Annotated in this window: 20 protein-coding genes; 11 read left to right on the top strand and 9 right to left on the bottom strand. The window is 63.4% G+C overall.

All coding sequences use genetic code 11. The features are described from left to right. The first annotated feature begins 15 nt into the window (after nt 1–15). Both G7068_RS05730 and G7068_RS05735 read left to right on the top strand, forming a co-directional pair. Nucleotides 16–1,101 carry a DsbA family protein gene (locus G7068_RS05730; protein ID WP_166290098.1) on the top strand — a complete coding sequence of 362 codons (1,086 nt, stop codon included), beginning with the start codon at nt 16–18 and terminating at the stop codon, nt 1,099–1,101. Nucleotides 1,102–1,125: 24 nt separating this feature from the next. Continuing rightward, nucleotides 1,126–2,373 carry an MFS transporter gene (locus tag G7068_RS05735; RefSeq protein ID WP_166290131.1) on the top strand — a complete coding sequence of 416 codons (1,248 nt, stop codon included), beginning with the start codon at nt 1,126–1,128 and terminating at the stop codon, nt 2,371–2,373. On the opposite strand, the gene G7068_RS05740 is transcribed toward G7068_RS05735, so the two are convergent. Continuing rightward, nucleotides 2,345–2,974 (bottom strand): trimeric intracellular cation channel family protein, encoded by a 630-nt coding sequence (locus tag G7068_RS05740; protein ID WP_244304716.1) that lies wholly within the window; start codon nt 2,972–2,974, stop codon nt 2,345–2,347. The two genes, G7068_RS05735 and G7068_RS05740, sit on opposite strands and share 29 nt — an antisense overlap. A gap of 179 nt (nt 2,975–3,153) precedes the next feature. Here G7068_RS05740 and G7068_RS05745 point away from each other — a divergent pair, with 179 nt between their 5' ends. The 4 genes from G7068_RS05745 (at nt 3,154) to G7068_RS05760 (ending at nt 9,067) form a co-directional block, all read left to right on the top strand. Continuing rightward, on the top strand, nt 3,154–4,449 hold the full coding sequence (locus G7068_RS05745) for an aminotransferase class V-fold PLP-dependent enzyme (RefSeq protein ID WP_425280494.1): 1,296 nt from the start codon (nt 3,154–3,156) through the stop codon (nt 4,447–4,449). After that, nucleotides 4,446–4,916: a Fe-S cluster assembly sulfur transfer protein SufU gene (gene sufU, locus G7068_RS05750; RefSeq protein WP_166290135.1), complete on the top strand. Its 471-nt coding sequence runs from the start codon at nt 4,446–4,448 to the stop codon at nt 4,914–4,916. Before G7068_RS05745 ends, sufU begins: the two co-directional genes overlap by 4 nt. Nucleotides 4,917–5,229: 313 nt before the next feature. Continuing rightward, the gene (locus G7068_RS05755; protein ID WP_166290137.1) at nt 5,230–7,656 is read left to right on the top strand and encodes an isopeptide-forming domain-containing fimbrial protein; all 2,427 of its coding nucleotides are present in this window, start codon (nt 5,230–5,232) and stop codon (nt 7,654–7,656) included. Nucleotides 7,657–7,840: 184 nt separating this feature from the next. Then, on the top strand, nt 7,841–9,067 hold the full coding sequence (locus G7068_RS05760) for a DUF4192 family protein (RefSeq protein ID WP_166290139.1): 1,227 nt from the start codon (nt 7,841–7,843) through the stop codon (nt 9,065–9,067). Nucleotides 9,068–9,079: 12 nt separating this feature from the next. Here the strand turns inward: G7068_RS05760 and G7068_RS05765 are convergent, their stop codons facing one another. From G7068_RS05765 to G7068_RS05785, 5 genes are read right to left on the bottom strand one after another with little or no spacing between them, the layout of a single operon-like run. Continuing rightward, nucleotides 9,080–10,306, bottom strand: a complete 1,227-nt coding sequence (locus tag G7068_RS05765; protein ID WP_166290141.1) for a cysteine desulfurase family protein — start codon at nt 10,304–10,306, stop codon at nt 9,080–9,082. Nucleotides 10,307–10,319: 13 nt separating this feature from the next. Next, complete coding sequence (gene nadC / locus G7068_RS05770; protein WP_166290143.1) at nt 10,320–11,168, bottom strand: carboxylating nicotinate-nucleotide diphosphorylase; 849 nt, start codon at nt 11,166–11,168, stop codon at nt 10,320–10,322. Further along, a complete protein-coding gene (locus tag G7068_RS05775) occupies nt 11,162–12,835 on the bottom strand; it encodes an L-aspartate oxidase (protein WP_166290145.1) in 1,674 nt (557 codons plus the stop codon). Before G7068_RS05775 ends, nadC begins: the two co-directional genes overlap by 7 nt. Beyond that, nucleotides 12,832–14,148, bottom strand: coding sequence for a quinolinate synthase NadA (gene nadA / locus G7068_RS05780; protein WP_166290147.1), 1,317 nt, complete (start codon nt 14,146–14,148; stop codon nt 12,832–12,834). Before nadA ends, G7068_RS05775 begins: the two co-directional genes overlap by 4 nt. Next, nucleotides 14,145–15,059 carry an NUDIX hydrolase gene (locus G7068_RS05785; protein ID WP_425280495.1) on the bottom strand — a complete coding sequence of 305 codons (915 nt, stop codon included), beginning with the start codon at nt 15,057–15,059 and terminating at the stop codon, nt 14,145–14,147. The genes nadA and G7068_RS05785 overlap by 4 nt, the downstream gene beginning before the upstream one ends. Before the next feature lie 334 nt (nt 15,060–15,393). Here G7068_RS05785 and G7068_RS05790 point away from each other — a divergent pair, with 334 nt between their 5' ends. Continuing rightward, nucleotides 15,394–15,597, top strand: a complete 204-nt coding sequence (locus G7068_RS05790) for a cold-shock protein (protein WP_166290149.1) — start codon at nt 15,394–15,396, stop codon at nt 15,595–15,597. Nucleotides 15,598–15,778: 181 nt separating this feature from the next. On the opposite strand, the gene G7068_RS05795 is transcribed toward G7068_RS05790, so the two are convergent. Next, complete coding sequence (locus G7068_RS05795; protein WP_166290151.1) at nt 15,779–16,498, bottom strand: response regulator; 720 nt, start codon at nt 16,496–16,498, stop codon at nt 15,779–15,781. After that, entirely contained in the window at nt 16,498–18,183 is a 1,686-nt protein-coding gene (locus tag G7068_RS05800) for a sensor histidine kinase (protein WP_166290153.1), read from the bottom strand. The genes G7068_RS05795 and G7068_RS05800 overlap by 1 nt, the downstream gene beginning before the upstream one ends. A 136-nt stretch (nt 18,184–18,319) precedes the next feature. Here G7068_RS05800 and G7068_RS05805 point away from each other — a divergent pair, with 136 nt between their 5' ends. The 4 genes from G7068_RS05805 to G7068_RS05820 all read left to right on the top strand — a co-directional run bounded on the left by G7068_RS05805 (nt 18,320) and on the right by G7068_RS05820 (nt 24,949). After that, on the top strand, nt 18,320–19,744 hold the full coding sequence (locus tag G7068_RS05805; protein WP_244304722.1) for a cation:dicarboxylate symporter family transporter: 1,425 nt from the start codon (nt 18,320–18,322) through the stop codon (nt 19,742–19,744). Between the two features lie 186 nt (nt 19,745–19,930). Further along, on the top strand, nt 19,931–21,973 hold the full coding sequence (locus G7068_RS05810; protein ID WP_166290157.1) for an oxidoreductase: 2,043 nt from the start codon (nt 19,931–19,933) through the stop codon (nt 21,971–21,973). A 152-nt stretch (nt 21,974–22,125) separates the two neighbouring features. Beyond that, nucleotides 22,126–23,484, top strand: coding sequence for a M20/M25/M40 family metallo-hydrolase (locus tag G7068_RS05815; RefSeq protein WP_166290159.1), 1,359 nt, complete (start codon nt 22,126–22,128; stop codon nt 23,482–23,484). Nucleotides 23,485–23,506: 22 nt separating this feature from the next. Beyond that, the gene (locus G7068_RS05820) at nt 23,507–24,949 is read left to right on the top strand and encodes an MFS transporter (protein ID WP_166290161.1); all 1,443 of its coding nucleotides are present in this window, start codon (nt 23,507–23,509) and stop codon (nt 24,947–24,949) included. Here G7068_RS05820 and G7068_RS05825 read toward each other — a convergent pair. Next, nucleotides 24,946–25,506: a TetR/AcrR family transcriptional regulator gene (locus tag G7068_RS05825; protein WP_166290163.1), complete on the bottom strand. Its 561-nt coding sequence runs from the start codon at nt 25,504–25,506 to the stop codon at nt 24,946–24,948. The genes G7068_RS05820 and G7068_RS05825 overlap by 4 nt on opposite strands. Between the last annotated feature and the right edge of the window lie 16 nt (nt 25,507–25,522).

A 25,522-nucleotide genomic window follows, 5' to 3' on the forward strand; every position in this document is an offset into this window, starting at 1 on the left:
ACACAATGTCTTGTTATGAGCACCCCGGAGATGCCCACAGTGTCCACCCCGCCGCCGCACCCGTATGCGACAGCGCCGAGCAGCAACAATGGCCGCGGATTCGCGATTTCGGCCATGGCCGCGGGGCTGCTCTCGCTGCTGTCAACAGTGGTTGGTATTTTTTACGGTGCCGCGTTTGTGATTTTGGGAATCGGACTCGCAATCATTGCGATCGGACTCGGCATCACGGCCCTCATCTTGAAGCAGCGTCCCCTAGCGCCCAGCATCGTTGGGCTCGGTTCCGGCGTCCTGTCGATTTTGGCGGCGGTTGTTGTCGGATTGCTTGTTCTCGGAGGAACCATCGTGGACACCGTCAAGCAGGAGGCCGGCAGCTCAAACGGCGCAACGTCGTCCCAAGGAATCGACGCGAAGTGGCCGTCGAACATGGCGAGCGGTGGCGTTCTATTTCTTGGCGGCTCGGCCGGTGGCGGCGAAGTGGCGACCTCTGCTGCGCCCTCTAACGGCGCTACTCCCGACACCAGCCTGACAGGTGGAAGCGCTGCCCCGAAGAACCAGATTCAGCTCTACGTCGACTACATGTGCCCAGCGTGCGGGGCATTCGAAGCCACCAACCTCGACACCATTGAGTCGGCGCTTGCGGGTGGAGACACAAGTCTCGAACTACGCCCGTTGACGTTCCTTGACGGTGCTTCGCAGGGCAGCTACTACTCCTCCCGCGCCTCAGCAGCGCTCGCCTGTGTTGTTGACACGCAGCCAGAACTCGCGTGGAAAACCCACACCACGCTGCTCGACGCCAACAACCAGCCCGAAGAAGGCACCACTGGCCCCGACAACAAACAGCTCATTTCAACGCTGAACAAGGCCACGGGTGGTCTCAGCGACACGACACAGTCCTGCATCACCAAAGAGACCTACGTGCCCTTCGCCAAGGGGCTGAGCTCGTGGCTTCTGAGCAACCCGGTGCCAAACGCGCAGGATCCCACCCTCACAGTCTCTGGCACACCAACGGTCGTCGTGAACGGCACCCGCTACTCGGGCAGCATCACCGATGCTGCGGAGTTTAAGAAGTTCTTGACGGATCAGGGCGTCACGCTGAAGTAGGCACGCTGCTAGGCTTGGTCGGCTATGCCCCGTAACCAATCCAGCGCTCAAGGCGATCCCGCTCCCGTCACCCTTCTTTCGAAGACGGGCCTGGGCTACTTCCCGCTTGCATTCGTCTCGCGACTGCCGTTCGCCATGATGGTGATCGGCGTGCTGACGCTGGTGGTGTCGGTGCGCGGCTCTGTTGAGCTGGCGGGGCTCAGCTCGGCGCTCGTTGGTATTGGCGCCGCGCTCATCGGCCCACTGATCGGGGCGGCCGCAGACCGCTTTGGGCAGCGGCCGACGCTGCTGCTTGCGGCCGTGGTCAACAGCGCAGCCCTCGGCACACTCGCCTGGGTGGCCTACAGCGACTCGCCCAACTGGGTCATGCTTGCGGTCGCGTTCGTCACCGGCGCTTCGGGCCCGCAGACTTCGCCAATGTCGCGGTCGCGTCTGGTGTCGATCATCCAGACGGCCCTGCCGGCCGAGCGCCGACCGCGCACCATCTCGACCGTGCTCGCCTACGAATCGGCCGCCGACGAGATGGTGTTTGTCTTCGGCCCGGTGGTTGTTGGGTTGCTCGCAACCACGGTTGGCGCGTGGGCCCCGGTCGCGGGCGCCGCGATCCTGACCCTCGTGTTTGTTGTGGCGTTTGCCCTGCACCACACGAGTGCCCCCGCTCGTTCGCGGGCGGAGCGGGCGGCAACACTCGCACCGGCTTCCGAGCTCGTGCGCCCCACGCTGCTCGTTGTGGTGCTCGGCATCTTTGCGGTCGGCCTGGTCTTTGGGTCGACGTTCACCTCGCTCACCGCGTTTATGCAGGAGCGCGGATCAGCCGAGTCGGCGGGTCTGCTTTACGGTGTGATGGGGGTCGGGTCGGCGATCCTCGCCCTCTGCGTGGCGCTCTTCTCCCCCAAGTTCACGCTGCGGCACCGCTGGCTGGGGTTCGCGCTGTTCTTGCTGGCGGGCGAGTCTCTGCTCGCGACAGCCGACAGCATCGGCACGGTTCTTATGAGCCTCGCACTCACGGGAATCGGGATCGGCCCGCTGCTCGTGACGCTCTACAGTTTTGGGGCGGAGCGCAGCCCGATCGGGCGATCCGCAACCGTCATGACGATGCTCGGTTCCGGCATCATGCTCGGCCAGTCGCTTGCGGCCGCAATCACGGGTGCCGTCGCTGAAAACGTAGACGTGCCGACCGCCATGCTGCTGCCGCTGGGGGCCGCGATCCTCGTGACTCTCGCTGGCGCCACAAACTGGCTGCTTACGCCTTCGAGCCGCCGCTCATTTTAGGTCTCGGCAGGTGCCAGCCGCGTGCCACCGAGGTGAGGCGCAGCGTGATCGCGAGTGCGCCACCGATCAATGAGGCGAGTGTCGCGTCGCCGCCGAGCGCCAGAACCGCGACGGCTGCTCCCGCGCCGAGCAGCGCGGAGACCGCATAGAGCTCGCGGGTGAGCACACCCGGCACCGTGTTCACGAGCACGTCACGAATCACTCCTCCGCCAATCGCGGTAATGACGCCAACGAGGATCGACGTAAGTGTGCTCTGCCCCGAGATGTAGGCGACCGCCGCACCGTTTGCCGAGAACAGCCCCAGGCCGAAGGCGTCAAACACAACCTCGAAGTGGCGAATGCGCGTCACACTCGGGTGCAGGTAGAACACCACGAGCGAGCCCACAATCGCGACCGTCAGATTCTGCCAGTGCAAAAACGACAACGGCGGATGCACCCCGAGCAGCATGTCGCGCAGGATCCCGCCGCCAACACCCGTCGACGCGCCAACGACCACTACCCCAAGAATGTCGAGTCGGCGTCGCACCCCAACCAGGGCTCCAGAGATGGCGAAGGCCAGGATCCCGGCAAGCTGCAACACTTCATACACAATCGAGGCCATCACAGAGCTTGAGTGTAGCGGCCCCCTCGACGCGGGTCACTTCGGCATAGTGTTTTCGCCGCGCACTGTGTGCAAGTGACCCCGCTGGGCTGAATAGCGCGGGATCCCCCTCCGGAATAGACGCGATTCCCAGGCCGTTACACTTCCCGGTATCACCGCCAGGTGAAAGAATGGGAGTTATGCCTTCGCTCAGCCCCGCTGAGGTCGCCGAACTGCGCGCGGCCTTTCCTTATTTCAACGCACCACCCCGCGAAGATGGGCGAACCGTCGCCTATCTTGACGCCGCGGCGACTTCGCAACGGCCGGGTGCGGTGCTTGATGCCGAGCGCGTGTTTCTTGAGACCGCAAACTCTGCCGTGCATCGCGGCACAAGCGGTGCGGTCGGCGCAGCAACGGCGGCTTTTGAGGGCGCTCGCGCGGCCGTTGCCTCCTTTGTCGGAGCTTCGACCCCCGAGCAGATCGTGTGGGCAGAGAACGCGACTGACGCCCTCAACATTGTCGCGCTCGGGATCGGCGAGGCGAACCTGGGGCTGGGCGTTGCGGGCAGCGAGCGGTATCGACTTGGCGCGGGAGATGAGATCCTCATCACCGAGGCCGAGCACCACGCTAATTTGATCCCCTGGCAGCGACTGGCCGTAAAAACGGGTGCCACGCTCCGCTACATTCCGGTGCGCGAGGACGGCACCTGGACCCTCGACGACGCGCGCGAGGCGCTCAGCTCGCGCACCCGCATTTTTGCGTTTGCGCACGTCTCAAACGTGACGGGTTACGTCGCCCCCGTCGCCGAACTCGCCGAGTTGGCTCGCGCGGTTGGTGCGATCACCGTGCTCGATGCGTGCCAGTCGGTGCCGCACATTCCAGTCGATTTCGAGGCGCTCGGCGTCGATTTTGCCGCGTTCTCAGGTCACAAGATGCTGGGACCAAACGGGATCGGCGTGCTCTACGGTCGCCCCGAGGCCCTCGAGGCGCTGCCCCCGTCGCGCACCGGCGGATCCGCGATCACCCGCGTCACGATGGAGACCGCAGAGTTCATGCCTCCCCCGCTGCGCTTTGAGCCCGGCACACAGCCGGTGTCTCAGGTTGTTGGCCTCGGGGCAGCCGTTGCGTTCTCTGAGGCGGTTGGCATGCAGCGCGCGGCTGCTCGCGAGCACGAGCTGGTAACGAGATTGGTTGAGGGGATCCTCGCCACCCCCGGTTTGCGTTTGCTTGGTTCGGCAGATCCCGCGCAGCGCGTGGCGCTCGCTGCCGTGTCCGTTGACGGCCTGCATGCGCACGACGTTGGGCAGTTTTTGGATGAGCAGGGGGTGCTCGTGCGTGTCGGTCACCACTGTGCCCAACCGCTGCACCGCGCGCTCGGCATCACATCAAGCACACGAGCAAGTGTGCACCTGACCACTACCGAGGACGAGGTTGATCGTTTTCTCGACGCGCTCCGCGGCGCCCAGCGGTACTTTGGCGTGGAGGTGGCGGCGTGAGCGCACTTGATGGACTGTACCAAGAGGTTATTCTCGATCACTCGAAACGCCCCATCGGCAAGGGTGAACTTGCTGCCGGTGCTGAAGACATCACGGCTTCACACCACGAGTTCAACCCGAGCTGCGGCGATGAGATCGATCTGTCGATCGCCGTCGACCCGGAATCGGGACTCGTAACCGGGCTCGCGTGGGAGGGGCAGGGCTGCTCAATCTCGATGGCCTCCGCGTCGATTCTCGCGCAGCTTGTTCGCGACGAGAAGCTTTCGCTGGCCGATGCGCAGCTCAGGATCGACGCGTTTCGCGAGATGATTCAGGCCCGCGGAGAGGGTGAGCCCGACGAGGATCTGCTCGGCGACGCCGTCGCTTTGCAGGGTGTTTCGAAGTTTGTGATGCGGGTGAAGTGCGCCATGCTCGGCTGGGTCGCCCTCGAAGCTGACCTGAAGCAGGTGGAGGCGCAGCGCTCGTAAGTGGTGCCCGTGAATCACGTAAGTTAAGTGGCCCAGTTTTATGCGCCGCGATTTTATTACTTTTCCTTTCCAGAAGTAAGCCCGATGAAATTCTTCTGTGCCCTCTCAAAATCGCGATAAGATCGTGTCGGCGACACAAACAGTTCGCTTGCTGGTCAGAAGTTGGGGGACTTCTTGCCTGTTGGAATGTTCGGGGAATTGTCTGGGTTGCGAGCAAACTTGAATTTGCTCGCAACCCTTGGCACTCCTTGATCCCTGAGTCTGGTTCTCCCCAATGCATGGATGACCAAAGACGTTCGAAGGGACCTTACAAGTGGACACCACAAAAAGCGCAACGGGATCAGCAGCGATGCTGGGCATCGTGTGCGTGGTCATTTGTGCGTTGCTGGCGGTTATTCTGCCGGGCGCACCCGCTCACGCCGCACAAAACGCGACCAACGCGACGGTGAAGTCAAAACAGACCTTTTACACGTATGTAAAAGCCGGTGAGACCTACTCCTCCAGCTTCGTCAAGCGCGAAACGGTGTTCGCCGGAATTGGCGATCCTGTCATAACCGTGATCACGCCGTCCGGCGCCTCGACCGAGTGCACCAACATCAAGCAGGTTCCCCCGAACAACTCTTCGTGCCTCTTCACCGAGGTCGCCCCGGTGGACGGCGTGTACGCGACCACTATCAGCTCTTCTGACCCGACTTCCACGGTGTTCCAGACGCGAGTCACGATGCGCTGGACCATCCAAGCACTCAACGGTGCGACCCCGATTGAGGGACGCACGTGGAGCGACAAGTTTCATATGCGCGACGAGTTGCGCGTTCCGCAGACCCTTGGAGTGCCGATCCTCAGCCTCTGGTACCAGACCGAGTACGGCTACCAGTACAAAGTGGATCGGCGCCAGCTCAACGGCATCGACTCTGTGTACCTCGCGAACGCGTTTGGCATGGTCAATACTGAGACCTGCCAACCGATCTACCGCAGCATCGGTGTACTTCCGGCTGATCCGCCACCGGTTGCGTTTGTTGAGGACTCAGGCTGCAGCTACCAGCCGTACAAGGTTTTCTTTGAGCAGCCCGCCGCAGACCTCCCAGCAACCGTCACGCTCCCGGATACCGGGCAGACGACCTGGATGATTCGCCCGATTCTTGATCCTCAGGTTGCATCGCTGTCCTTTCAGCACTCCTCACCGGGGTCTCGCAACGGCCAGATTGTATTCGACATGCAGAACTATGAGGGACCCGTCAAGCTGCAGGTTGACACGAACAACAACGGTGTCTTCACGGATGACGTCGATCGCGAGATCCCGGCTGTCGCCACAACGAGTGGGGCAACCACGGTCGACTTCGATGGGCTGGATGGGCTCGGCGCAACCATTCCGGTGAACACTCCCCTTGCCGTTCGCCTCAGCATTGACCGGGTTGGCGAGGTGCACTTTATCGACGGTGACCTTGAGTTTCTCACCGGCGGAATCGAAATCACGAGGCTCAACGGACCTGCCGAGAACCGCACCCGAATTTTCTGGAACGATGAACTGATCAACGATCCGCAGTACAACACTCAGGCCCTCCTCAGCTGTTCTGCAACCCCGGCGCTCACCTCTGCTGCTGGCGGCACCGATTCCACGGGTGGTGTTCACGCCTGGGGTGTTGGCACTTGCGCCAATGCAACTCTCGCGAACCCCGGCCCCGGCGACACCACTAACGGTGGCACCTGGGGCAATAACCGCATGATTGATAACTGGACGTACATCGACGCAAACGTGGCAGCGACCACCGACGTTCCGGGATATCAAATTCTGAAGCAGACGGATCACGCCGCCGGGGCAACACTCAATCCCGGTGAAAAGGTCGATTACACGATCAAGGTGACTCCCGTGCCCTACTCGGCACCCCAAGAGATCACGGCGGGGTTAGCAGCGAGCACGTGGTCGGCTGTTGTGTTCGATGATCTCTCGAACGTGACCGATGATGCATCCGCACCGCTCACAGATCTACAGGCAACGGGCAACCTCGGCACCTTCTCGCCGGGCTCGACCGGCTGGACGTGGACAGGCGCCGACCTTCCGCTCGGCTCCCCCGTGGATCTGACGTATTCGACCAGCGTCATGGAGGCTCCGCTCGGCGACCTCAAGCTTGCCAATACCGCTTACGCTGCTGGTGAAGAACAGCCTAATTGTGTGCCGGGGCTCTGCTCAGTGACCGAAAACCCGGTCGCCCAAATTAAGGTCGAGAAATTCTCCGATCCTGTTTCAGGATCAACGGTCAAACCCGGCGATAAGGTCAAGTACACGCTCGTTGTAACCAACATCACCGGCGTTGAACTTGACGACGTGACAGTGGAGGACAATCTCGAGTCAGTCCTGCAAAGCACCACCCTGTCTGGATCTCCAAGCTCTTCAGCGGGAGAGGCACCTGAGATGAGTGGGAACACACTTACCTGGAATGGCAGCCTCGCGGCAGGGGCCGCCGCTTCAATCACTTACTCGGTTGTGGTGAACCAGGATGCCGCTTCAGGTGCAACGATCAACAACGTTGTCGTCGCACGAAGCGAAGTTCCCGGAGACCCGAGCTACGAGACTCCGCCGTCTTCAACGACCCACAACGTGAGCAATGTGATCCCTCCGAAAAAGGGTCTGTCTGTGACCGGTGCAAGTGGAAACGACCTATTCGCTCCGGCGTTGGCAGTGCTTGCGCTGGCTTCCGGTGCAGCGTTGCTGGCGCTGAAGCGCCGACGCACTCGGGCCTAGGCCAGGAATGACGTGGTGGTGGTTGCTAAACGCGCCACCACCACGTTTTTGCTTGCGGATCCGTTGCGTTCTTTTGGTTTCGACCTTCGCTCACAGATACCCGGATCAGGCAGTTTTGACACGATTCGACCCTCTCGCTGTGGACAACCTCTTTTAGGCTCTTCCGACAGCGCAGGATCGAAGCATGAACGAACCAACCCTCACCGATCCCACCACTTCCCCTCGTGTCTTGAAGTGCGAAACGACAGCAGACTTTCTTGCTGCCCTGCCACAGCTTGCGGGGTTTACAGCGACCAACAGCATTTTTATTGTGTTCTTTTCAGGGAAGCGTTCGGGCAGTGCTGCACGCATTGACCTCCCCACCAACGAAGATGCAGACGATGTCCCTTCGCTCCTCGAGTTCATCAGTTCCGTGCTCCAATCAGCGGGCGCGGTGGGCAACTCCGATGCGTCCCCAGGCATTGCCATTGCCTCTGAACAGACGTTTGTCAGTTCAGGTGGCACGCCGTGGCGCAAGTTCGCCCGTCGGTTAGAGCAGCATCTTGGTCGCGATGATATTCGGCTGCGTGAGCTGTGCTGCGTCGCCCCAGACGGTTGGGCCAGCTACCGAGATTCTGCGGCCCCTCGCGCGGGCCATCCGCTCAGCGCAATAGAGGAGAGCCCGATTACTCTGGAGGCCAGGGTGAGGGGCGTGTCTCAACCCAAACTGGCCGACATGGGAGTGATACCAGAGGCCAGCGCTGCCCAGATAACTGCGGTTGCAACCGCGCTTGACGCGCTCGAGCGGTTTGTTGTGCATGAGCAGGGAACGAGCGCACCTCCACGCACGGCAGAGCAGCATAACGTCTCCACCGCCGCACCATTCCCCTCCTGGTTTCGCGACACCGCAGAGGTGACTCGTGCGCTCAGAAACGAGAGTGTTCCCCTGAGTTCAGAGTTGAAAGCGCGCCTTATTCGAACCGCGAACACCCCCGATCGCTGGCTGCTGCTTACACTCGGCATACTCACCCGTCCGGAGTTTCCGTGTGAGCTCGCACAAGACATGTCACCCGAAGCGTTCACTGGCATCGCCATTGATCTCGACACGGGAGAACACACCGTGCCGCGGGTCGGGTGGTCGATTCGGCGCATGCTCAGCAGCATCTGCCCAGATTTCAGCGACCGAGAGCGCCTCGCGATCATTCGCAGCCGACTGCTCACCCTCATCTCGGAAACACCCCGGCAGGATCGACCAGGCCTCCTTGCCCTGAGCGCTTGGGTGTGGTGGCTCACAGGCACACAAACGGTTTCGCGCAAACACATCGCGGAGGCACTCAGCATCGACCCGGACCACGAACTCACCCTCATGGTTCGGAGGCTGAGCGAGATGCCCCTCTACACAAGGTTTCTCGAGTCAGCTCATGCCGCTTAGCGACGGGACTGCTCACATGCCAGGTGTTCTCGTCCCGCGCGCGGCCATCACTTCAGCTCCCAGAATCTCCACGATCCTCTCGATCGCCTGGCTGCTGAGGGGGTTCGGGAGTGTAAATCGAATTGCGGTTTGGGCGAGGGTCGGCTCCATACCGAGCGCCAACAGCACCGGCGACGGTTCGTCCTTCCCGGCAGCACACGCAGAGCCAGAGGACACGGCAAAGCCTGCAACGTCGAGCGCTACAAGCAGCGACTCACCGCTGACCCCCGGCACGACAAAGGAGGCGTGGCCCGGCAGACGCTCGATCGGGTCCCCCGTCAGCCGCACTCCCGGCACTTCAGCGAGTACCCTCTCAAGAAGCTCGTCTCGGCACTCGGCAAGCGCGAGGGCTCGGGTGCCGACATCTTTACGGCTCGCGGTCAGGGCAGCCGCGAAACCGACGATGCCGACGACGTTCTCGGTGCCCGAGCGGGCTCCGCCCTCCTGGCCGCCACCGTGCAGGATCGGCTCCAAGGGAAGGTTTCGACGCACGAGCAGCGCCCCCATCCCCTGAGGGCCACCGAACTTGTGGGAGGCGATGGTCATCGCGCCGACCGAGGCACCTGGCCATGAGCCAGCTGTCGGTGCGAAAGACACGGGGAGTGAGGCGGCCGCCTGCACTGCATCCGTGTGCACTGGAACCCCGAGAAGTCGAGCGTGCTCTGCGATCTCCTGGATTGCTTGAACCGTGCCGATTTCTGCGTTGGCGAGACCGACCGATAGCAGGGTCGTGTCTGCGCGCAGCGCCGAGGCCACCTCCCCCGGGTCAACCCTGCCCGTGGCGTCGATTGGCAGCAGTGTGAGCTCGAAGCCGAACACCCGTTCCAGATAGCGACAGCTTTCAAGCACTGAGGGGTGCTCGATTGATGTGGTGACGATGTGTCGACCTCGCGGGCTCGCAAGAGCGAGCCCGATCACGGCGAGGTTATTCGCTTCGGTTCCACCCGAGGTGAAAACGACTTCGTTTGCTCTTGCCCCGAGCGCGTCTGCGATCTCAGAGCGGGCCTGTTCGACGAGCTGGCGAGCGCGGGAGCCAGGTGAGTGCACACTGGATGGGTTCACCGCGTCATCAAACGCGGCGATCATGGCGGAGCGAGCTTCAATCCGCAGCGGAGCAGTCGCCGCCGCATCGAGATAGCCAGATCCGGCAGTTTTCTCGCCAACTGCAATCTCAGAAGACCGCAACGTTTGCCCCGTCATCTCGCACCTCCACTCAATCGGCGTCGAGACCGAGGTCAAGCGCACGGGCGCCGTGGGTCAGCTGGCCTACGGAAATCACGTCCACTCCGGTCGCCGCGATGGCGGCGACCGTCGCAAGCGAAACACCGCCGCTTGCCTCGGCAATGGCACGACCACCGATCATCCGAACACCGGCCTCAAGGTCAGAAGTGGAGAAGTTATCGAGCAGCACACCAGTGACGTTCGCCGCGAGCACCGGTTCAATCTGATCAAGGCGATCCACCTCAACGATCACCGCGGTCGTGTGCCCTGCACGTTCACGAAGTCCCCGTAGCGCGGCAGTGGTTGTCTCGGCATCGACAGCGCCGAGCGCGATCAGGTGGTTGTCTTTCACCATGATCGCGTCAGAGAGACTGAAGCGGTGGTTTGTTCCGCCCCCTACAAGCACCGCGTGTTTCTCCAGGGCGCGCAGGCCCGGGGTGGTCTTTCGCGTGTCGGCTATTCGCGCGCGAGTGCCAGCCACCGCCTCGACAAACTGGGCGGTCAAAGTTGCAACACCACTCATGCGCTGAGAAAAGTTGAGGGCGACTCGCTCCCCCGTGAGCACTCCGCGCGCGGGGCCCGCAACCCGAGCGAGCACATCCCCCGCCGCAAACGAAATCCCGTCGGCGGCGAGCGCCGTCACCCGAATACGCGGGTCGACCTGCCGGAACGACTCGGCAACCAGCGCGCCACCCGCAAACACTCCGGGTTCGCGTGCGACCAGGCGTGCTTCGATGAGAGCATCCGCGGGAATCGCGAGCTCTGCCGTGAGGTCTCCCCAGGGAGCATCCTCCGCGAGCGCGGTGCTCACAACAGACTCAATAGTGTGACGGGTCAGCACGATGAAAAGCTCCTCAGCTCGGGGACGCCGGTGGTGTGTAGGGACGATGACTGAACGAAACGAAATGCGCGGCGGGATGCCTGTTCCGGGTCAGAACCGGGGAAGTCTCGGCGCTGGTGGGCTCCGCGAGACTCGGTGCGCGCGCTCGCCGCGGTGTGGATCATCGCCGCGAGTTCCGCGTCGGGCCCGCGATGCAGCCCAATAAGCTTCCCCGCCTCTGCCAGCCCCTCTGCGTCGCGTTCGATGCCGAGTCCGTTGGTAAGGGCCGTCTCCAGGCAGGAGTCGCGGTTCGTGCAGGGGTGTTCCGGCGACTCGCACTCTAGCGAAAGGCGGCCTGGTGTTCCTTCGCCGTCGGACGGGACACCAATCAGCGCCAACTGCGACGCACTCACCAGGCTTCGGGCACCCTCACCGCTCAGCTCCCACGACCCAAGCCCTGCCCGGCTCGCTTCACGACCAGCGCGTGCCCCAAACACGAGCCCCTCAAGGAGCGAGTTCGAGGCAAGACGATTTGCGCCGTGCACCCCGGTCGAGGCGGCCTCACCCACAACATACAGCCCAGGCAGGCTGCTGCGTCCGTAAAGGTCACTCAACACACCTCCCATCGTGTAGTGCGCCGCTGGAGAAACGGGGATCGGCTCGTGGGCCCAGTCGAAACCCTGATCGGCGACCGCCGCCGAGATCCCGGGGAAACGACGCGACAGTGTTCCGGTGCCGCCCTCACGCTCGATGTTGGTCGCGTCGAGCCACACCGCGGAGTCTCCGCGGCCCCGCAACACACGGTGTATTTCACGCGAAACAACATCACGCGGAGCAAGTTCGGCGCCCGGGTGCACCCCCGGCATAAACCGCTTCCCCGAGCCGTCAAGAAGCAGCGCACCCGCTCCGCGAACCGCCTCAGAAACGAGACTCCCGGTACCGGCAAGAACTGTCGGGTGAAACTGCACAAACTCAAGATCCGCGACCACCGCTCCGGCGCGAGCCGCGAGCACAATTCCCTCGCCTCGTGCCCCCGCGTGGTTCGAGGTGCGCGGATACAGAGCGGCGTACCCGCCTGTCGCAATCACCACCGCGTCAGCGGTGAGGGTCATTCGGGGTCCGCGATCCTCACCCCCGTCAACCGGTTCAAGTACCGCGCCCGAGACAACACCGTCGTGTTTCAGAAGCGATACCACGCGGTGTGCCTCCACCAGCTCGATCTGCCCGTCGGCCACGGCCTTAAGCACTTGCGCTGTCAAAAATGCGTGCAGGATCGCGCCCGTGCGGTCACCGCCAGCGTGCACAATGCGCGAGGCGCCGTGCGCCCCCTCCAACCCCAGCCGCGGTGCACCGTTCGCCTCACGGTCAACGTCAAAACCCTCGGCGAGCAGCGCACGCACCGCACCCACACCCTCAAGCGCGAGAACCTCGGTCGCTTGCAGATCCACAAGCCCCGCACCGGCGGCCACGGTATCGGTCACGTGGTCAGCAACACTGTCACCGACACCGATGGCGGCGGCGATCCCACCCTGCGCGAGCGCCGTGTTACCGCCCGCAAGCTCGCGAGCGAGAGAACCCGAATCCCCGAGAACCCTCCCCGGCGTGACGAGTGTGACGTGCGCGCCAGAACGCGCGGCCTCAAGCGCGCAGGAGAGTCCTGCCACGCCAGACCCGAGAACCAGTATCACGGGCGGGCCGCAAGCATCCGCTCGAGAGCCACCCGCGAGTCTCGAGAAACTTCGTCTGACACAGACACCCGATTGGGCTGCTCTCCCGCGAGCAACCCCTCGAGTGTCCAGGCAAGGTAGGCCGGGTGGATCCGATACATCGTCGAACAGGGGCAGACAACCGGGTCAAGGCAGAATACAGTGAGTTCCGGGTGCTGCTGTTGTAGCCGGTTGACGAGGTTGATCTCGGTGCCGACCGCAATCACGTCTCCGGGTGCTGCCGCCTCGATCTGCTTGCGAATGTACTCGGTCGATCCTGCGCCATCGGCGGCTTCAACCACCGCTGCCGGGCACTCAGGGTGCACGATGACCCGCACCCCCGGGTAGTCAGCACGCGCCTTTTCGATCTGCGCGACGGTGAAGCGTTTGTGCACGGAGCAAAATCCGTTCCACAGGATCACCCGCGCATCACGCAGCTGCTGGGCGGTGTTACCGCCGAGGGCAAGGTGTGGGCGCCACAGCGGCATCAGCTCTTCAGCTATCCCCATGTCTTTCGCCGTGTTACGGCCCAGGTGCTGATCCGGGAAAAACACCACCCGCTGCCCGCGTTCGAACGCCCACTCGAGCACCGTGCGCGCGTTCGAGGAGGTGCAGACAATACCGCCGTTACGCCCGCAGAACGCCTTGATCGCGGCTGAGGAGTTCATGTAGGTCACCGGGATCACGGGCTGCAACCCGTCTTCCCGCGACGGTTCATCGAGCGCGGCCATCAGGTCTCGCCAGCAGTCCTCAACCTGGTCGATCGTCGCCATATCTGCCATTGAACAGCCGGCCGCGAGGTTGGGCAGGATCACCGCTTGCTCTGGGCCAGAAAGTATGTCTGCGGTCTCGGCCATAAAGTGCACCCCGCAGAACACAAACGCCTCGGCTTCGGGGTGATCTTTTGCGGCCTGAGCAAGCATGAATGAGTCACCCACGAAGTCGGCGTGCTCGATGATCTCGTCGCGCTGGTAGAAGTGGCCGAGAATCTGGACGCGATCGCCCAGCTGCTCTTTCGCCGCGACGATCCACTGCCGCAGCTCGTCATCCGAGGCGCTCGTGTACCGCTCGGGCAGCGGCCCTTGCCGCGGTGCACTCCCGGGAACGGTGTCGTCGAGTGACGCCCCCGGCCCATATCCGGGCGCGCGGTCAATCGCCCAGGGATCCCGAACCAGCCCAGAATCACAGCTGGAGACCCCCGTCGCTCGCAGCGCGATTGGTTTTCGAGACACGGTGTTGTTTCTCGATGCCTCCTGCTGCGCGGCGGTGCGGATGAGTTCGTGCACGCTCGTCATGGCCTGCTCCTCGAGGATGATTGGTTTGGGGATGCTTGATTTTGGGGTGCTTGATTTTGGGGTGCTTGAGTTTGAGTCGCTTGCTGCGGGAACAACGCGTCTGGTGTGCCTGCTGAAGGATCAACCTCCGCCGCGAATCGGTACAGCCTGGCCGGCCGATAGTGGGTGCCGGTTTCGCGCTCGCCCGTATCCACGAGGTACCCCTGCGCGAGTGCCTGCCTGCGAAAATTCGCGGGATCAACGGTCTGCCCGCGCACGGCCTCGTGCACCTGGCGCAGTTGGGCGAGCGTAAACTCCCGTCCAAGAAAGCGGTGTGCGACCGTTGAGTACTCGGTCTTGGAACGCAATCGTGAGAGCGCGTAGGCAACGATGTCTCCGTGGTCAAAGGCCAGTTCAGGCAGGTGGTCTGCTGAGAACCAGGCCACGTTCGAGTCCGGCTCCGCGCGGTCCGCCCCGGGGAGCTGCGCGGGGTCGCCACTCGGATCGTCCCAGCGCCCCACCTGTGCACCGCTTTTCTCACTTGCAGGCGCGACGACGGGATCGGCGGCGAGATCGCCCTCTCCGTAAAGCGCCCAGTAGGCGATCGTAACCAAACGCTGCGCTTGCGCCGAACGTTCGACCCCGCCGAACGAGTAGAGCTGTTCGAGGTACCCGGGGGCCCTCAGCACCGCGTCGTGAAGGGTGCGGAGCGCGGTACCCGCGAGGGTCTCGTCCCAGCGAGTTGGCCCGCCGGGCAATGCCCACATCCCGTGGAATGGGGCACGGGTGCGCCGAACTAGCGGGATCCACAGCGAGGTGGAATCAGATCCCCGTGACATAGATGAGTCAAGGGCCGCCCCCGCGGGTGGGGTGAGGGCAAAGGCCACGGTCGAGACCGCAACGGCGGGCGGCAGCGTACGACGCTCGCTCACACTTGCACTCTCGTACTGCACGGCGCTCCCTCGCTCAACCCGACTGACACTTATAGTCACCTTGACCATAAGTCAGCATACGCCTACTTTACGGACTGTCAAACCGCGGAAGTGAAACAATGTGACACTCAAATGACACAAGAAGGTCACGATCCTGTCGCGCCGCTCCGGCATAGGGTAGGCTCAGGCCGTAAGACCAGTAATGCCGAACGTTGGGAAACCAAAGCACGTTTTATTTGTTGCCATTGAGCAGCACGCTACCAGTCTCCACGTCGGCACCGTCGCCGTGGCACACAAAGACCGCATCGCGGTCAGCAACACGAAGGAAATACAGATGGCCACTGGCACTGTGAAATGGTTCAACTCCGAAAAGGGCTTTGGATTCATCGCCCCCGATGATGGCTCAGCCGACGTTTTCGCGCACTTCAGCGCGATTGCTGGCAACGGCCGCCGCGACCTGTTCGAAGAGCAGCGCGTAGAATTTGATGTCGAGCAGGGCCAGAAGGGCCTGCAGGCAACCAACATCCGCGCTCTCTAAGTCGCAGATGTGAAAGAGGGGGTGGGGCTTCGGCCCCACCCCCTCTTTTGTTTTCTCTACCCCAGGCTTACCCTGCACCCCCAAAGTTCGGGTCAGTTTCTGGTAGAAAACCCGGCCTTAGTGCCAGAAACTGACCCCCATTTGGCAAGGGCGGGAGGGCGGGCCGGGAGGGGTACGTCCGTCACTGCAGGGTCGAGGGCGTCCAGCGGTACTCAAGCTCGGGGCGACCAGGGGTGCCGTAGCGCGGCTCCCGCGAAACCTGACGCGTGCTGGTGAGGTACTCCAGGTAGCGTCGTGCGGTAATGCGCGAGATCCCGAGCCCCTCGGTTAGTTCTCCGGCAGAGACCGCAGCCTCAACTGACTGCAGGTAACCGACCACGGCACCGAGCGTCTCTGGCGAGAGCCCCTTCGGCAGATCACCACCGGCAGTCCCGCGAAGCCCCGACAGGGCCGCGTCGATGTCACCCTGCAGCACCGACTGCTGCGATCCGGTTTCTAACGAGTCGCCGCTCAGCTCGGCAGCAAAACGACGATAGCTCGCGAGCTTGTCAGCAAACATCACAAAGCTAAACGGCTTCAGAATGTACTGCACAACACCAAACGAGATCGCCTCGCGCACGGTCTCGAGCTCGCGCACGGCCGTGACCGCGATGATGTCAACTCGAAGCGAAGCGGCCCGAATGCGGCGCGCAAGTTCCATCCCGTTAAAGTCAGGCAGATTCATGTCGAGCAACACAACGTCGACGTCCGCACCAGCTCCGGGAGCGAGCAATCTGAGGGCCTCCGCCCCCGAGCCCGCGATGCCTGCAACCTCAAAACCTTCGACGCGCCCAACATAGGCCGCGTGCGCTTCGGCGGTCATCGCTTCATCTTCAACAATCAGTACGCGCAGTGTTCGCATCAGCGTTGATCCCTTCGTTCACTACTCATGTCATCCTCGACAAGATCGGCTGCACTGGTGGGCAGCACAACGGTAAATCGGGCGCCCTCATTGGCAGCTACCCCGTCCTCCAGCTGCAGTGTTCCCCCGGAACGGCGCACTGCCTGGTGCACAAGCGCGAGACCGACGCCCCGAACAGACGCGCCCCCGCTCCCGTCACTCTTTTTGGTGTATCCGCGCCGCAGCACCTGTTCAGGCGCGACGCCACCCAACCCGGCCCCACCATCGGTGACTCTCACTACAAGTTCTTCGGGTGACGCGAGCATCTCAATCTCGACCCAGCGGCGCTCGGCCATCTCTTGCTCACCCGCCGCATCCATCGCGTTGTCGATGAGGTTGCCGAGGATCGTCACCGCGTCCTGCACATCAAAACTCCCGGCGGCAATGCGGCCATCCGCAACAATGCTGAGCTCAATTCCCCTCTCAGAGGCCTGAGCGCTCTTGCCAAGCAGCAACGCGGCGAGCACGGGCTCATCGATGGATTCCAGCACCCGATCGGTGAGCTCTTGATCCACCTTCACATCAGCAGCCGCGAATCGAACCGCTTCCTCGCCCCGCCCGAGTTCGAACAGCGTCACCATCGTGTGCAGACGGTTGGCATGCTCGTGCGTTTGCGAGCGGAGGGCATCCGACATCGTGTGCAGCGAGTCCAGCTCAGAGGTGAGCTTCAAGAGTTCCGTGCGATCCCGCAGCACAACCAGCGTGCCAAGCGAGCGGGCCGAGCCGCCGGTCGACTCGTCACCAACAACCGGCCGGTGACTCACGAGCAGCACCCGGTCGCCGAGTGTGACGACCTCGTCCTCAACGGTTTCACCGCTCGCAAGCACCTCACGCAGCTCGACGGGCAACTCCCCTACCGGCGCACGCCTGCGCGATCTGGCTTTGGTAGCAACCTGAGAGACGCGCAGCGCAGAGCCCAGTAGCTCTCGCGCTCGATCGTTGTACAGCACCAGATCACCACTGCGCCCGAGCAGCAGCATGCCATCATCAACGGTGTGCAACACTGCGTCGTAGAAGGCGTACATTTGGCCGATCTGCTCGGGTCCACGCCCGAAGGTCACACGCCGCAGATAGCGGCGGATCCCGAACGCCATGATGGCGCCAGCCACGAGCATCGTGCCCGCGATCCCAAGAATGAGCGGGATTCGTTGCAGCAATAAGAGGTTGCTGTGCTCAACGGTCACCCCGGTTGAAACGAGCGCGACAACAGCGCCGCTCTCGCCATAGATTGGCGTGATGCCGCGGATCGTCACCCCAAGCGGGCCATTATTCGTTTGATTGACCGTACCGTGCTTGAGTGCCTCGTCGATGGGGCCCGCAAAGGTGCCGCCGATCTCCGACTTGTACCGGTGCGTGTAGCGGGTGCGGTCGGTGTCCATGAACGTCACAAAATCAACGCTGCTCGCCGACATGACTGCCTCTGCGAAGGGCTGCAACAGCTCAGTCGGGTGCGGGGCCTGCACTGCCTCGATCACAAAGGGATCAACCGCGAGCGCCGCCGAGAGTGAGGCGGTGCGCTCCTGTGCGGTGTGCACCGCCTGCCTGGTTGCGTCCAGATAGAGCGCGAGCGTGAGCGCCACAACAGCCAGCAGGGTCAGCGATAACACTCCCATAAAAAACCGTGTGGCAACGCTCCATTCCCGCATTGCTTCATTCTGTCATCGCCACCGCCACCTCAACTAACTCACACCCGTTGCGAACACTATGACCACAACACGTCCCTGGCACCCGCGCACCCGCAAACTAACAACAGCAACCAGCCATTCCCACAAAGGAGTCGTCGTGGCACAAGCGCCCGCAATCCAGCCAGCAGGCAACGTCAAAAAGCGCAGAGGGATCGACAGATCCCACTATCTCTACATCGCAGTGATCATTGCGGTCGTCGGTGGCGCGATCGTTGGCCTCACGGTTCCGGAGTTCGCGAAGTCTCTCAAACCGCTCGGCGACGCCTTCGTGGCCCTCATCAAGATGATGATCGCGCCCGTCATCTTCTGCACGATCGCCCTCGGTGTTGGCTCGGTCGCAAAGGCCGCCACCATCGGTAAGGTCGGCGGTCTTGCGCTCGGCTACTTTGTGGTCATGTCGACGTTTGCGCTCGGGATCGGCCTGTTCGTTGGTAACCTCATCCACCCGGGTGCTGGCCTCGACCTGAGCAACATGCACTACGACGCTCCGGCAACCGCTGGCGCGGCTGAGAGCGGCACGCAGTCATTTCTCATGGGGATCATCCCGACCTCCCTGCTCTCCTCACTGACGGCGGGCAACATTCTGCAGACCCTGTTTGTGGCGCTGCTGACCGGCTTTGCCCTCCAGAAGATGGGCGAGGCTGGTAAGCCGATCCTGACCGCCATCGGCCAGATTCAGGTGCTTGTGTTCCGCCTGCTCACCATGATCATGTGGGTGGCCCCGGTGGGCGCGTTCGGCGCGATTGCGGCCGTGGTCGGCTCCACTGGCTTCCAGGCCATCGTGAGCATGGCAACGCTCATGATCGCCTTCTACATCACCTGCATCCTGTTTATCGTGGTGGTGCTTGGCTCGCTGCTGTGGACCGTGTCTCGCGTCAGCATCTTCCGCCTCATGAAGTACCTCGCCCGCGAGTACCTGCTCATCTTCTCGACCTCGTCTTCTGAGCCGGCCCTGCCGCGCCTCATCGCCAAGATGGAGCACCTCGGGGTCTCCAAGCCCGTCGTCGGTGTGACCGTGCCGACCGGGTATTCCTTCAACCTCGACGGCACCGCGATCTACCTGACGATGGCCGCGTTGTTCGTGGCAACCGCCATGGGCAAGCCGCTGGAACTCGGCGAACAGATCTCGCTGCTTGTCTTCATGATCATCGCGTCGAAGGGCGCCGCCGGTGTCACGGGAGCCGGGATCGCGACGCTGGCTGGTGGACTGCAGTCACACCGACCCGACCTCGTGGACGGCGTCGGCCTGATCGTCGGCATTGATCGCTTTATGTCGGAGGCCCGTGCGCTCACCAACTTCACCGGCAACGCCGTCGCGACCGTGCTCGTTGGCACCTGGACCAAGAGTGTCGACAAACAGCAACTCGTCGAGGTGCTCGCGGGCCGCGCTCCCTTCGACGAGTCCATGATGACGGCTCTCGACCACGGTGCCCCGGCGCCGATTGTCGAGGCCGAGCGGGTGGCCGCCGATCGTTCAGCCGTTGGCGCAGCCCCCACTTCAACCTCCACGCCCGGGCATTAAACACTCCTCACCCTTATGCGGTGAACGCATCGTGACCTTTTGCGCGTTCATAAGGCCACGATGCGTTCACCGCGCATTGAGGCGTCGGGTGAGATTTTGTAGGCTCACCACTAGGCGCTCGACAGCCGCCGCGATTCCCCGCTAGGTTCGGGATCACCAACCGTGACCCGAACCAGCAAGGGAACCATGTCAGCGCAGACTTACCCGCAGCTTTTCACTCCGCTCGACCTGGGCTTCGTAACACTTCCAAACCGGATCCTCATGGGATCCATGCACCTCGGACTCGAAGAGATACCGGGTGGTTTCGAGCGCATGGCCGCCTTCTATCGCGAGCGCGCGGCGGGCGGAGCCGCGCTCATCGTGACGGGTGGCATCTCTCCGAACGAAGAGGGGCAGCTCACCCCCGGGGCCGCGATGCTGACAACCGAGGCTGAGGCCAACGAGCACCGCGTGATCACCGAGGCCGTGCACGGGGCGGGCGGCAGGATCGCGCTGCAGATTCTGCACGCCGGTCGTTACGCCGCACACCCGGGCCTTGTCGCCCCCAGTCCGGTGAAGGCGCCGATCTCGCCTCTGGTGCCGCGCGAGCTCTCCCCCGAAGACATCGAGCGCACCATTACCGACTACGTGCGCGCGGCTTCGCTCGCTCAGCAGGCGGGCTACGACGGCGTCGAAATTATGGGCTCCGAGGGTTACCTCATTAACGAGTTCATCGTGCGGCACACAAACAAGCGCGACGACGAGTGGGGCGGCTCGTACGAGAATCGCATGCGCTTTCCGATCGAGATCGTGCGCCGCGTGCGCGAGGCGGTCGGGCCAAACTTCATCATTATCTACAGGCTCTCCATGCTCGACCTGGTGCCCGAGGGGTCAACACTCGCCGAGGTCACTGAGCTCGGTCAAAGGATCGAGGCCGCGGGCGCGACCATGCTGAACACCGGCATCGGCTGGCACGAGGCGCGGATACCCACAATCGCGACCTCGGTGCCGCGAGGTGCCTTCACCTGGGTGACGAAGCAGCTGATGGGCAAGGTCTCGATACCCCTCATCACAACGAACAGGATCAACACCCCAGACACGGCCGAGCGGATCCTCGCAGACGGCAACGCCAACATGGTGTCACTCGCGCGGCCGTTTCTGGCCGACCCCGAGTTTGTCGCAAAGGCCGCTGCCGGCACGCCAGAGCGCATCAACACCTGCATCGGCTGCAATCAGGCCTGCCTCGACCACACGTTCTCGGGGCGCATCACCTCGTGCCTCGTGAATCCGCGGGCCGCACACGAGACCGAGCTGGTCATCGGACCAACGGTATCGCGCAAGCGCATCGCCGTCGTCGGGGCCGGGCCCGCAGGGCTCGCGTTCGCGACAACGGCTGCGTCGCGAGGGCACGGGGTCACCCTGTTTGAGGCGGCCACCATTATTGGCGGCCAGCTCAACGTCGCCCTGCAGGTGCCAGGCAAGTTCGAGTTCGCCGAGACGCTGCGGTACTTCGGGCAGCGGCTCGAAGAGACCGGTGTCGAGCTGCGGCTCGGCCACCGCGTCACCGCCGCGGAACTCAACGCTGGCTCGTTCGACGAGGTGATCATCGCCGCGGGTGTCACGCCGCGCACGCCCGACATCCCCGGGCTCAACCACCCCACGGTGGTCAACTATCTTGAGGTGCTGCGGGATCGCAAGCCCGTGGGAGCAACCGTCGCGATTCTGGGCGCGGGCGGGATCGGCTTCGACGTGGCGGAGTTTCTGACGGCACCCGCGGATGAGGATCCGCTCGACATTTCGGAGTTCTTGGAGCACTGGGGCGTTGACCCCACCTATGCCAACGCTGGCGGGATCACCAAACCTGTTGAGGTGGCACCGCCCCGACAGGTCACGCTGCTTCAGCGCAAGGCCTCAAAGGTGGGGGCGGGCCTCGGCAAAACGACGGGCTGGATCCACCGCACGGGGCTCGCGCGCAGGGGCGTGCAGATGATCCCGGGCGTGAGCTACAGGCGCATCGACGACGCGGGGCTGCACGTGCAGACGGTCGGTGCCGAGGGCGAGGTTCAGGATCACACCATCGCTGCCGACACGATTGTGCTGTGCACGGGTCAGGATCCGCTGCGCGCGCTCCACGACGAGTTGGCCGACATGGGAGTCGAGTCCCACCTCATCGGGGGCGCTGACGTCGCGGCCGAGCTCGACGCGAAACGCGCGATCGACCAGGGCACGCGCCTTGCGGCGAAGCTGTAGGACAACCATGGAGATGCTCACGCCCACTCGCCAACATGTCAGCCGGTACTGGCAGGCCTACCGGCCACAAAGCGTCCGTTTTGACCGGCTGACACGTGAACACCGGTTGACGTGTCGGCCCATCGTGTCCCACAAGGCACTACGGTAGTTCCATGACCGCCAGCGAAGCCAGTCCCGCGCTCAACATCACCCCTCGCGAGGGGGCTGCCGAACGCCTCTCGCGCATGATCCAGATACCCACGGTTTCGGCCGAAATGGAGCAGCGCGGCGCAGAACCGTTTGAGCAGTTCATCGCGCTGCTCGAAGAGCTGTACCCGCTCACCCACGCACAGCTCGAACGCGAGCGGATCACCGATCTCGGCCTGCTCTTCCACTGGCGTGGCACGGACTCGCAGCAGGATCCTGCCGTGCTCATGGCGCACTTCGACGTTGTGCCCATCGACGAGTCCGACACCTGGAAGCATCCGCCGTTTGAGGGCCGCATCGCGAATGGCTACGTGCACGGCCGCGGCGCTCTCGACGACAAGGGTCCGCTGCTCGTCACACTCGAGGCGGTCGAGAACCTGCTCGCAACGGGATTCACCCCCGCACGCGACGTTTACCTTTCGTTCGGCGGCAACGAAGAAACATTCGGTGACGCGGCCGAAGCGATCGCAAACACACTCGAGGATCGCGGGATCACGCCCTGGCTCGTGCTCGATGAGGGCGGTGCAGTGGTTGACGCGCCACTCCCCCTGGTCAGAGGTCTTGCTGCCATGGTCGGCGTCGGCGAAAAGGGCGCAACCACGATCGAGCTGAGCGCGCGAGGCGACGGCGGTCACGCGTCCGCGCCACCCATGCTCACCGCGGTGGGCCGGGTCTCGAGAGCCGTGCAGCGCCTCACGCCCGAGACGTTTCCGGCGCGCACCCCGGCGGCAGTCACGCGCATGCTGGCCGACTTCGCCGCCCGATCCCGAGGGCCTGCCCGCCTGCTCTATCGTGCGCTCGCGGGCTCACCCTGGCTCACCGCGCGCGTCTTCACGATGCTCGGCGGCGAACCGGCGGCGATGGTGCGCACGACCGTGGCGCCCACGATGCTCTCGGGTGGCACCGCCGCCAATGTGCTGCCATCGCAGGCGAGCGCAACCGTCAATCTGAGGATCGCGCTCGGTGAGTCGGTGCAGGGTACGGTGCGCAGGATCCGCCGCCGCATTAAGGATCGCCGCGTCACCGTCACGGTGCTGGAAGCGGGAGAGCCCTCCCCCGAATCAGCGACCGACAACGAGCAGTTCGCGCTCATCACCGAGGCGGTGAAACGGTCTCACCCCACGGCCCACACCACTCCATACGTGATGATGGCCGCCACCGACTCACGCCACTTTCACCGCTTCTCACCGGCGACGTACCGTTTCGCCCCGCTCGCAATGTCTGCCGAGCTGCGCGCAACGATCCACGGCGTCGACGAGCGCGTGGCCATGAGCGAGCTTGAGCGCGGCGAGATTTTTCACCGCACACTGATCGAGAACCTGTAGCGAACGACCAAGAAGGCTAAGCATGAAAAAGATCACCCTTGGGGCACTTGTTGGTGTTGTGGGCTTTCTCGCGTTCGTCGAGCTCACGAGCGGCTTTATTCAGGGCTACTACACGCCCATGCTGAGCAACATCGCTCGCCACCTCGACGTGCACGATGCCGACGTGAACTGGCTTGAGGGATCACAGCTCATGCTCTCGGCACTGGTGGTGCCCGCGCTCGCGAAACTCGGAGACATGGTCGGGCACAAGCGGATCCTGCTGTGGTCAACCGCCATCACCGCGCTCGCGACACTCGCTTTGCCGTTCACCAACTCTTTCGCGCTGTTTCTCGCCGCTTGGACGCTGCAGGGGGTCTACGTTGTGTGGTTGCCCCTCGAGATTGCCCTGATCTGGTCGCGCTCTCGCAATATGGAGGACCGCTCACTCGTCACCGCACGCGCCGCCGGCATTTTGGTGGCGGCTCTCGAACTCGGCGCGATCACGGGTGCGCTTCTCGGCGGGCAGTTGATCGACACTCTGCCGATCATGACGGTGCTGTTTGTGCCGGGCATCCTCGTGACGATCTGCTTCTTCGTGATTCTCTTTGGTGTGAAAGAATCGCCCGATCAGCTTGGCGGCCGCCTCGACTTCGTCGGCCTGAGCCTTATCTCGCTCGCGATCCTCGCGTTCACGGGTGGCCTCAGCCTACTCCGATTGAACGGCGCCGGCGATCCGATCGCCTGGGGTGTGGTGCTTCTTGGCCTGCTCCTCGTCATTCCGTTCGCGCGCTGGGAGCTGCGTCACCCAGACCCGTTGATCGACGTGCGCCTGTTCCGTTCCCCAGCGCTCGCCCCGGTCTTTCTGACCGCCGCGCTCTTCGGTATGAGTGTGCTCGGCGCGCAGGCTCCGCTCTCGACCTTCTTGCGCACGGATCCCGAAGTCTACGGCTACGGGATCGGCACCTCGGGTTTTGTGACCTCGCTCGCCATCGGCTTCTACCTGATCTCAATGGTGATCGGAGCGCTGCTCTACCCGCGGGTGGCCAGGCTTCTCACTCCGCGCCTCGCGCTTGTTGTCGCGGCGTGCCTGGTTGGCATTGGGTACCTCCTGTTTGTGCCCTTCCACGCGACGTACCTGCAGGTGGTCCTCAACATCATGATTGCGGGCATTGGATCCGGGGCGCTTGTCGCGGCCCTTCCCGCTGCCGCGGCAGCCGCGGCTCCGGCAACACAGACGGGTGTTGCGACCGGCCTCACAAACTCGACGAAGACCATCGGCGGCGCAGTCGCATCTGCCATCTTTGGGTTCGCGCTTCTCCACGGCATTTCGGGTGGCCCGGAGGGTGGCACCGCAGGATCCTTCTCCGGCTACCTCACCGTGTGGCTCGTCTGCAGCATCTCCGCGTTTGTCGCGGCGGCGGCGCTGCTGTTTGTGGTGCCGAAGAACGCTTTCCAGGATCACCCCGTGGAAAAGGTCGCGGGCTAGGCCATCACCTCGCGGGCTATCCGCAGAGCGGCTTCGACCTTTCGGGCAAGGTCGTGGCGACCCGCGCCGAGGTTTGACCAGCGCCACACGGCACCGAGCAGAGCAGCCGCGTATCCGGCCGCGACGATCCTCGCACGAGTCGGATCCTCACCCTCACGCTCAAGCCGGGCCGCGACGGCGTCGGCGATCCTCAATTGCCGCAGCGCCTGCCCCGTGCGCAGTTCGTCTTCGACCCCCATGTTGCGGGCGTCCACGATTGCGAGCGCCAAAGAGTCGGGTGCCGCACCGTCGGCAAATGCGGCGAGCGCCTGCTCAAGCGTGAGCTCGGGATCGGCGAGACGCTCAACGAGCGCGTCGATTTGGTCGTCGAGCACAAACCACAGGATCGCGGCTTTTCCGTCGAAGTAGTTGAAGAAGCTGGAGCGACTCACTCCGGCTCGTCGTGCGATCTCGGTCACCGAGGTGGCTTCGTACCCCTGCTCGAGAAAAAGCTCGCACGCCGCGTCCGTGAGTACCTCACGGGAGGAGGAGTGTGGGCGACCGCGTGGATTCGACATACGCAGCAGCTTAGCG

Source organism: Leucobacter viscericola (assembly GCF_011299575.1).
Taxonomy (GTDB): domain Bacteria; phylum Actinomycetota; class Actinomycetes; order Actinomycetales; family Microbacteriaceae; genus Leucobacter; species Leucobacter viscericola.

Excerpts from the sequence above, each read along its gene's own strand:
- G7068_RS05740 (WP_244304716.1), bottom strand. The coding sequence starts at position 2,974 with ATGGCCTCGATTGTGTATGAAGTGTTGCAGCTTGCCGGGATCCTGGCC.
- G7068_RS05800 (WP_166290153.1), bottom strand. The coding sequence starts at position 18,183 with ATGCGGGAATGGAGCGTTGCCACACGGTTTTTTATGGGAGTGTTATCG.
- G7068_RS05765 (WP_166290141.1), bottom strand. The coding sequence starts at position 10,306 with ATGACGGGGCAAACGTTGCGGTCTTCTGAGATTGCAGTTGGCGAGAAA.
- G7068_RS05815 (WP_166290159.1), top strand. The coding sequence starts at position 22,126 with ATGACCGCCAGCGAAGCCAGTCCCGCGCTCAACATCACCCCTCGCGAG.
- G7068_RS05795 (WP_166290151.1), bottom strand. The coding sequence starts at position 16,498 with ATGCGAACACTGCGCGTACTGATTGTTGAAGATGAAGCGATGACCGCC.
- nadA (WP_166290147.1), bottom strand. The coding sequence starts at position 14,148 with ATGACGAGCGTGCACGAACTCATCCGCACCGCCGCGCAGCAGGAGGCA.
- G7068_RS05820 (WP_166290161.1), top strand. The coding sequence starts at position 23,507 with ATGAAAAAGATCACCCTTGGGGCACTTGTTGGTGTTGTGGGCTTTCTC.
- G7068_RS05745 (WP_425280494.1), top strand. The coding sequence starts at position 3,154 with ATGCCTTCGCTCAGCCCCGCTGAGGTCGCCGAACTGCGCGCGGCCTTT.
- G7068_RS05810 (WP_166290157.1), top strand. The coding sequence starts at position 19,931 with ATGTCAGCGCAGACTTACCCGCAGCTTTTCACTCCGCTCGACCTGGGC.
- G7068_RS05735 (WP_166290131.1), top strand. The coding sequence starts at position 1,126 with ATGCCCCGTAACCAATCCAGCGCTCAAGGCGATCCCGCTCCCGTCACC.
- G7068_RS05790 (WP_166290149.1), top strand. The coding sequence starts at position 15,394 with ATGGCCACTGGCACTGTGAAATGGTTCAACTCCGAAAAGGGCTTTGGA.
- G7068_RS05730 (WP_166290098.1), top strand. The coding sequence starts at position 16 with ATGAGCACCCCGGAGATGCCCACAGTGTCCACCCCGCCGCCGCACCCG.
- G7068_RS05825 (WP_166290163.1), bottom strand. The coding sequence starts at position 25,506 with ATGTCGAATCCACGCGGTCGCCCACACTCCTCCTCCCGTGAGGTACTC.
- G7068_RS05760 (WP_166290139.1), top strand. The coding sequence starts at position 7,841 with ATGAACGAACCAACCCTCACCGATCCCACCACTTCCCCTCGTGTCTTG.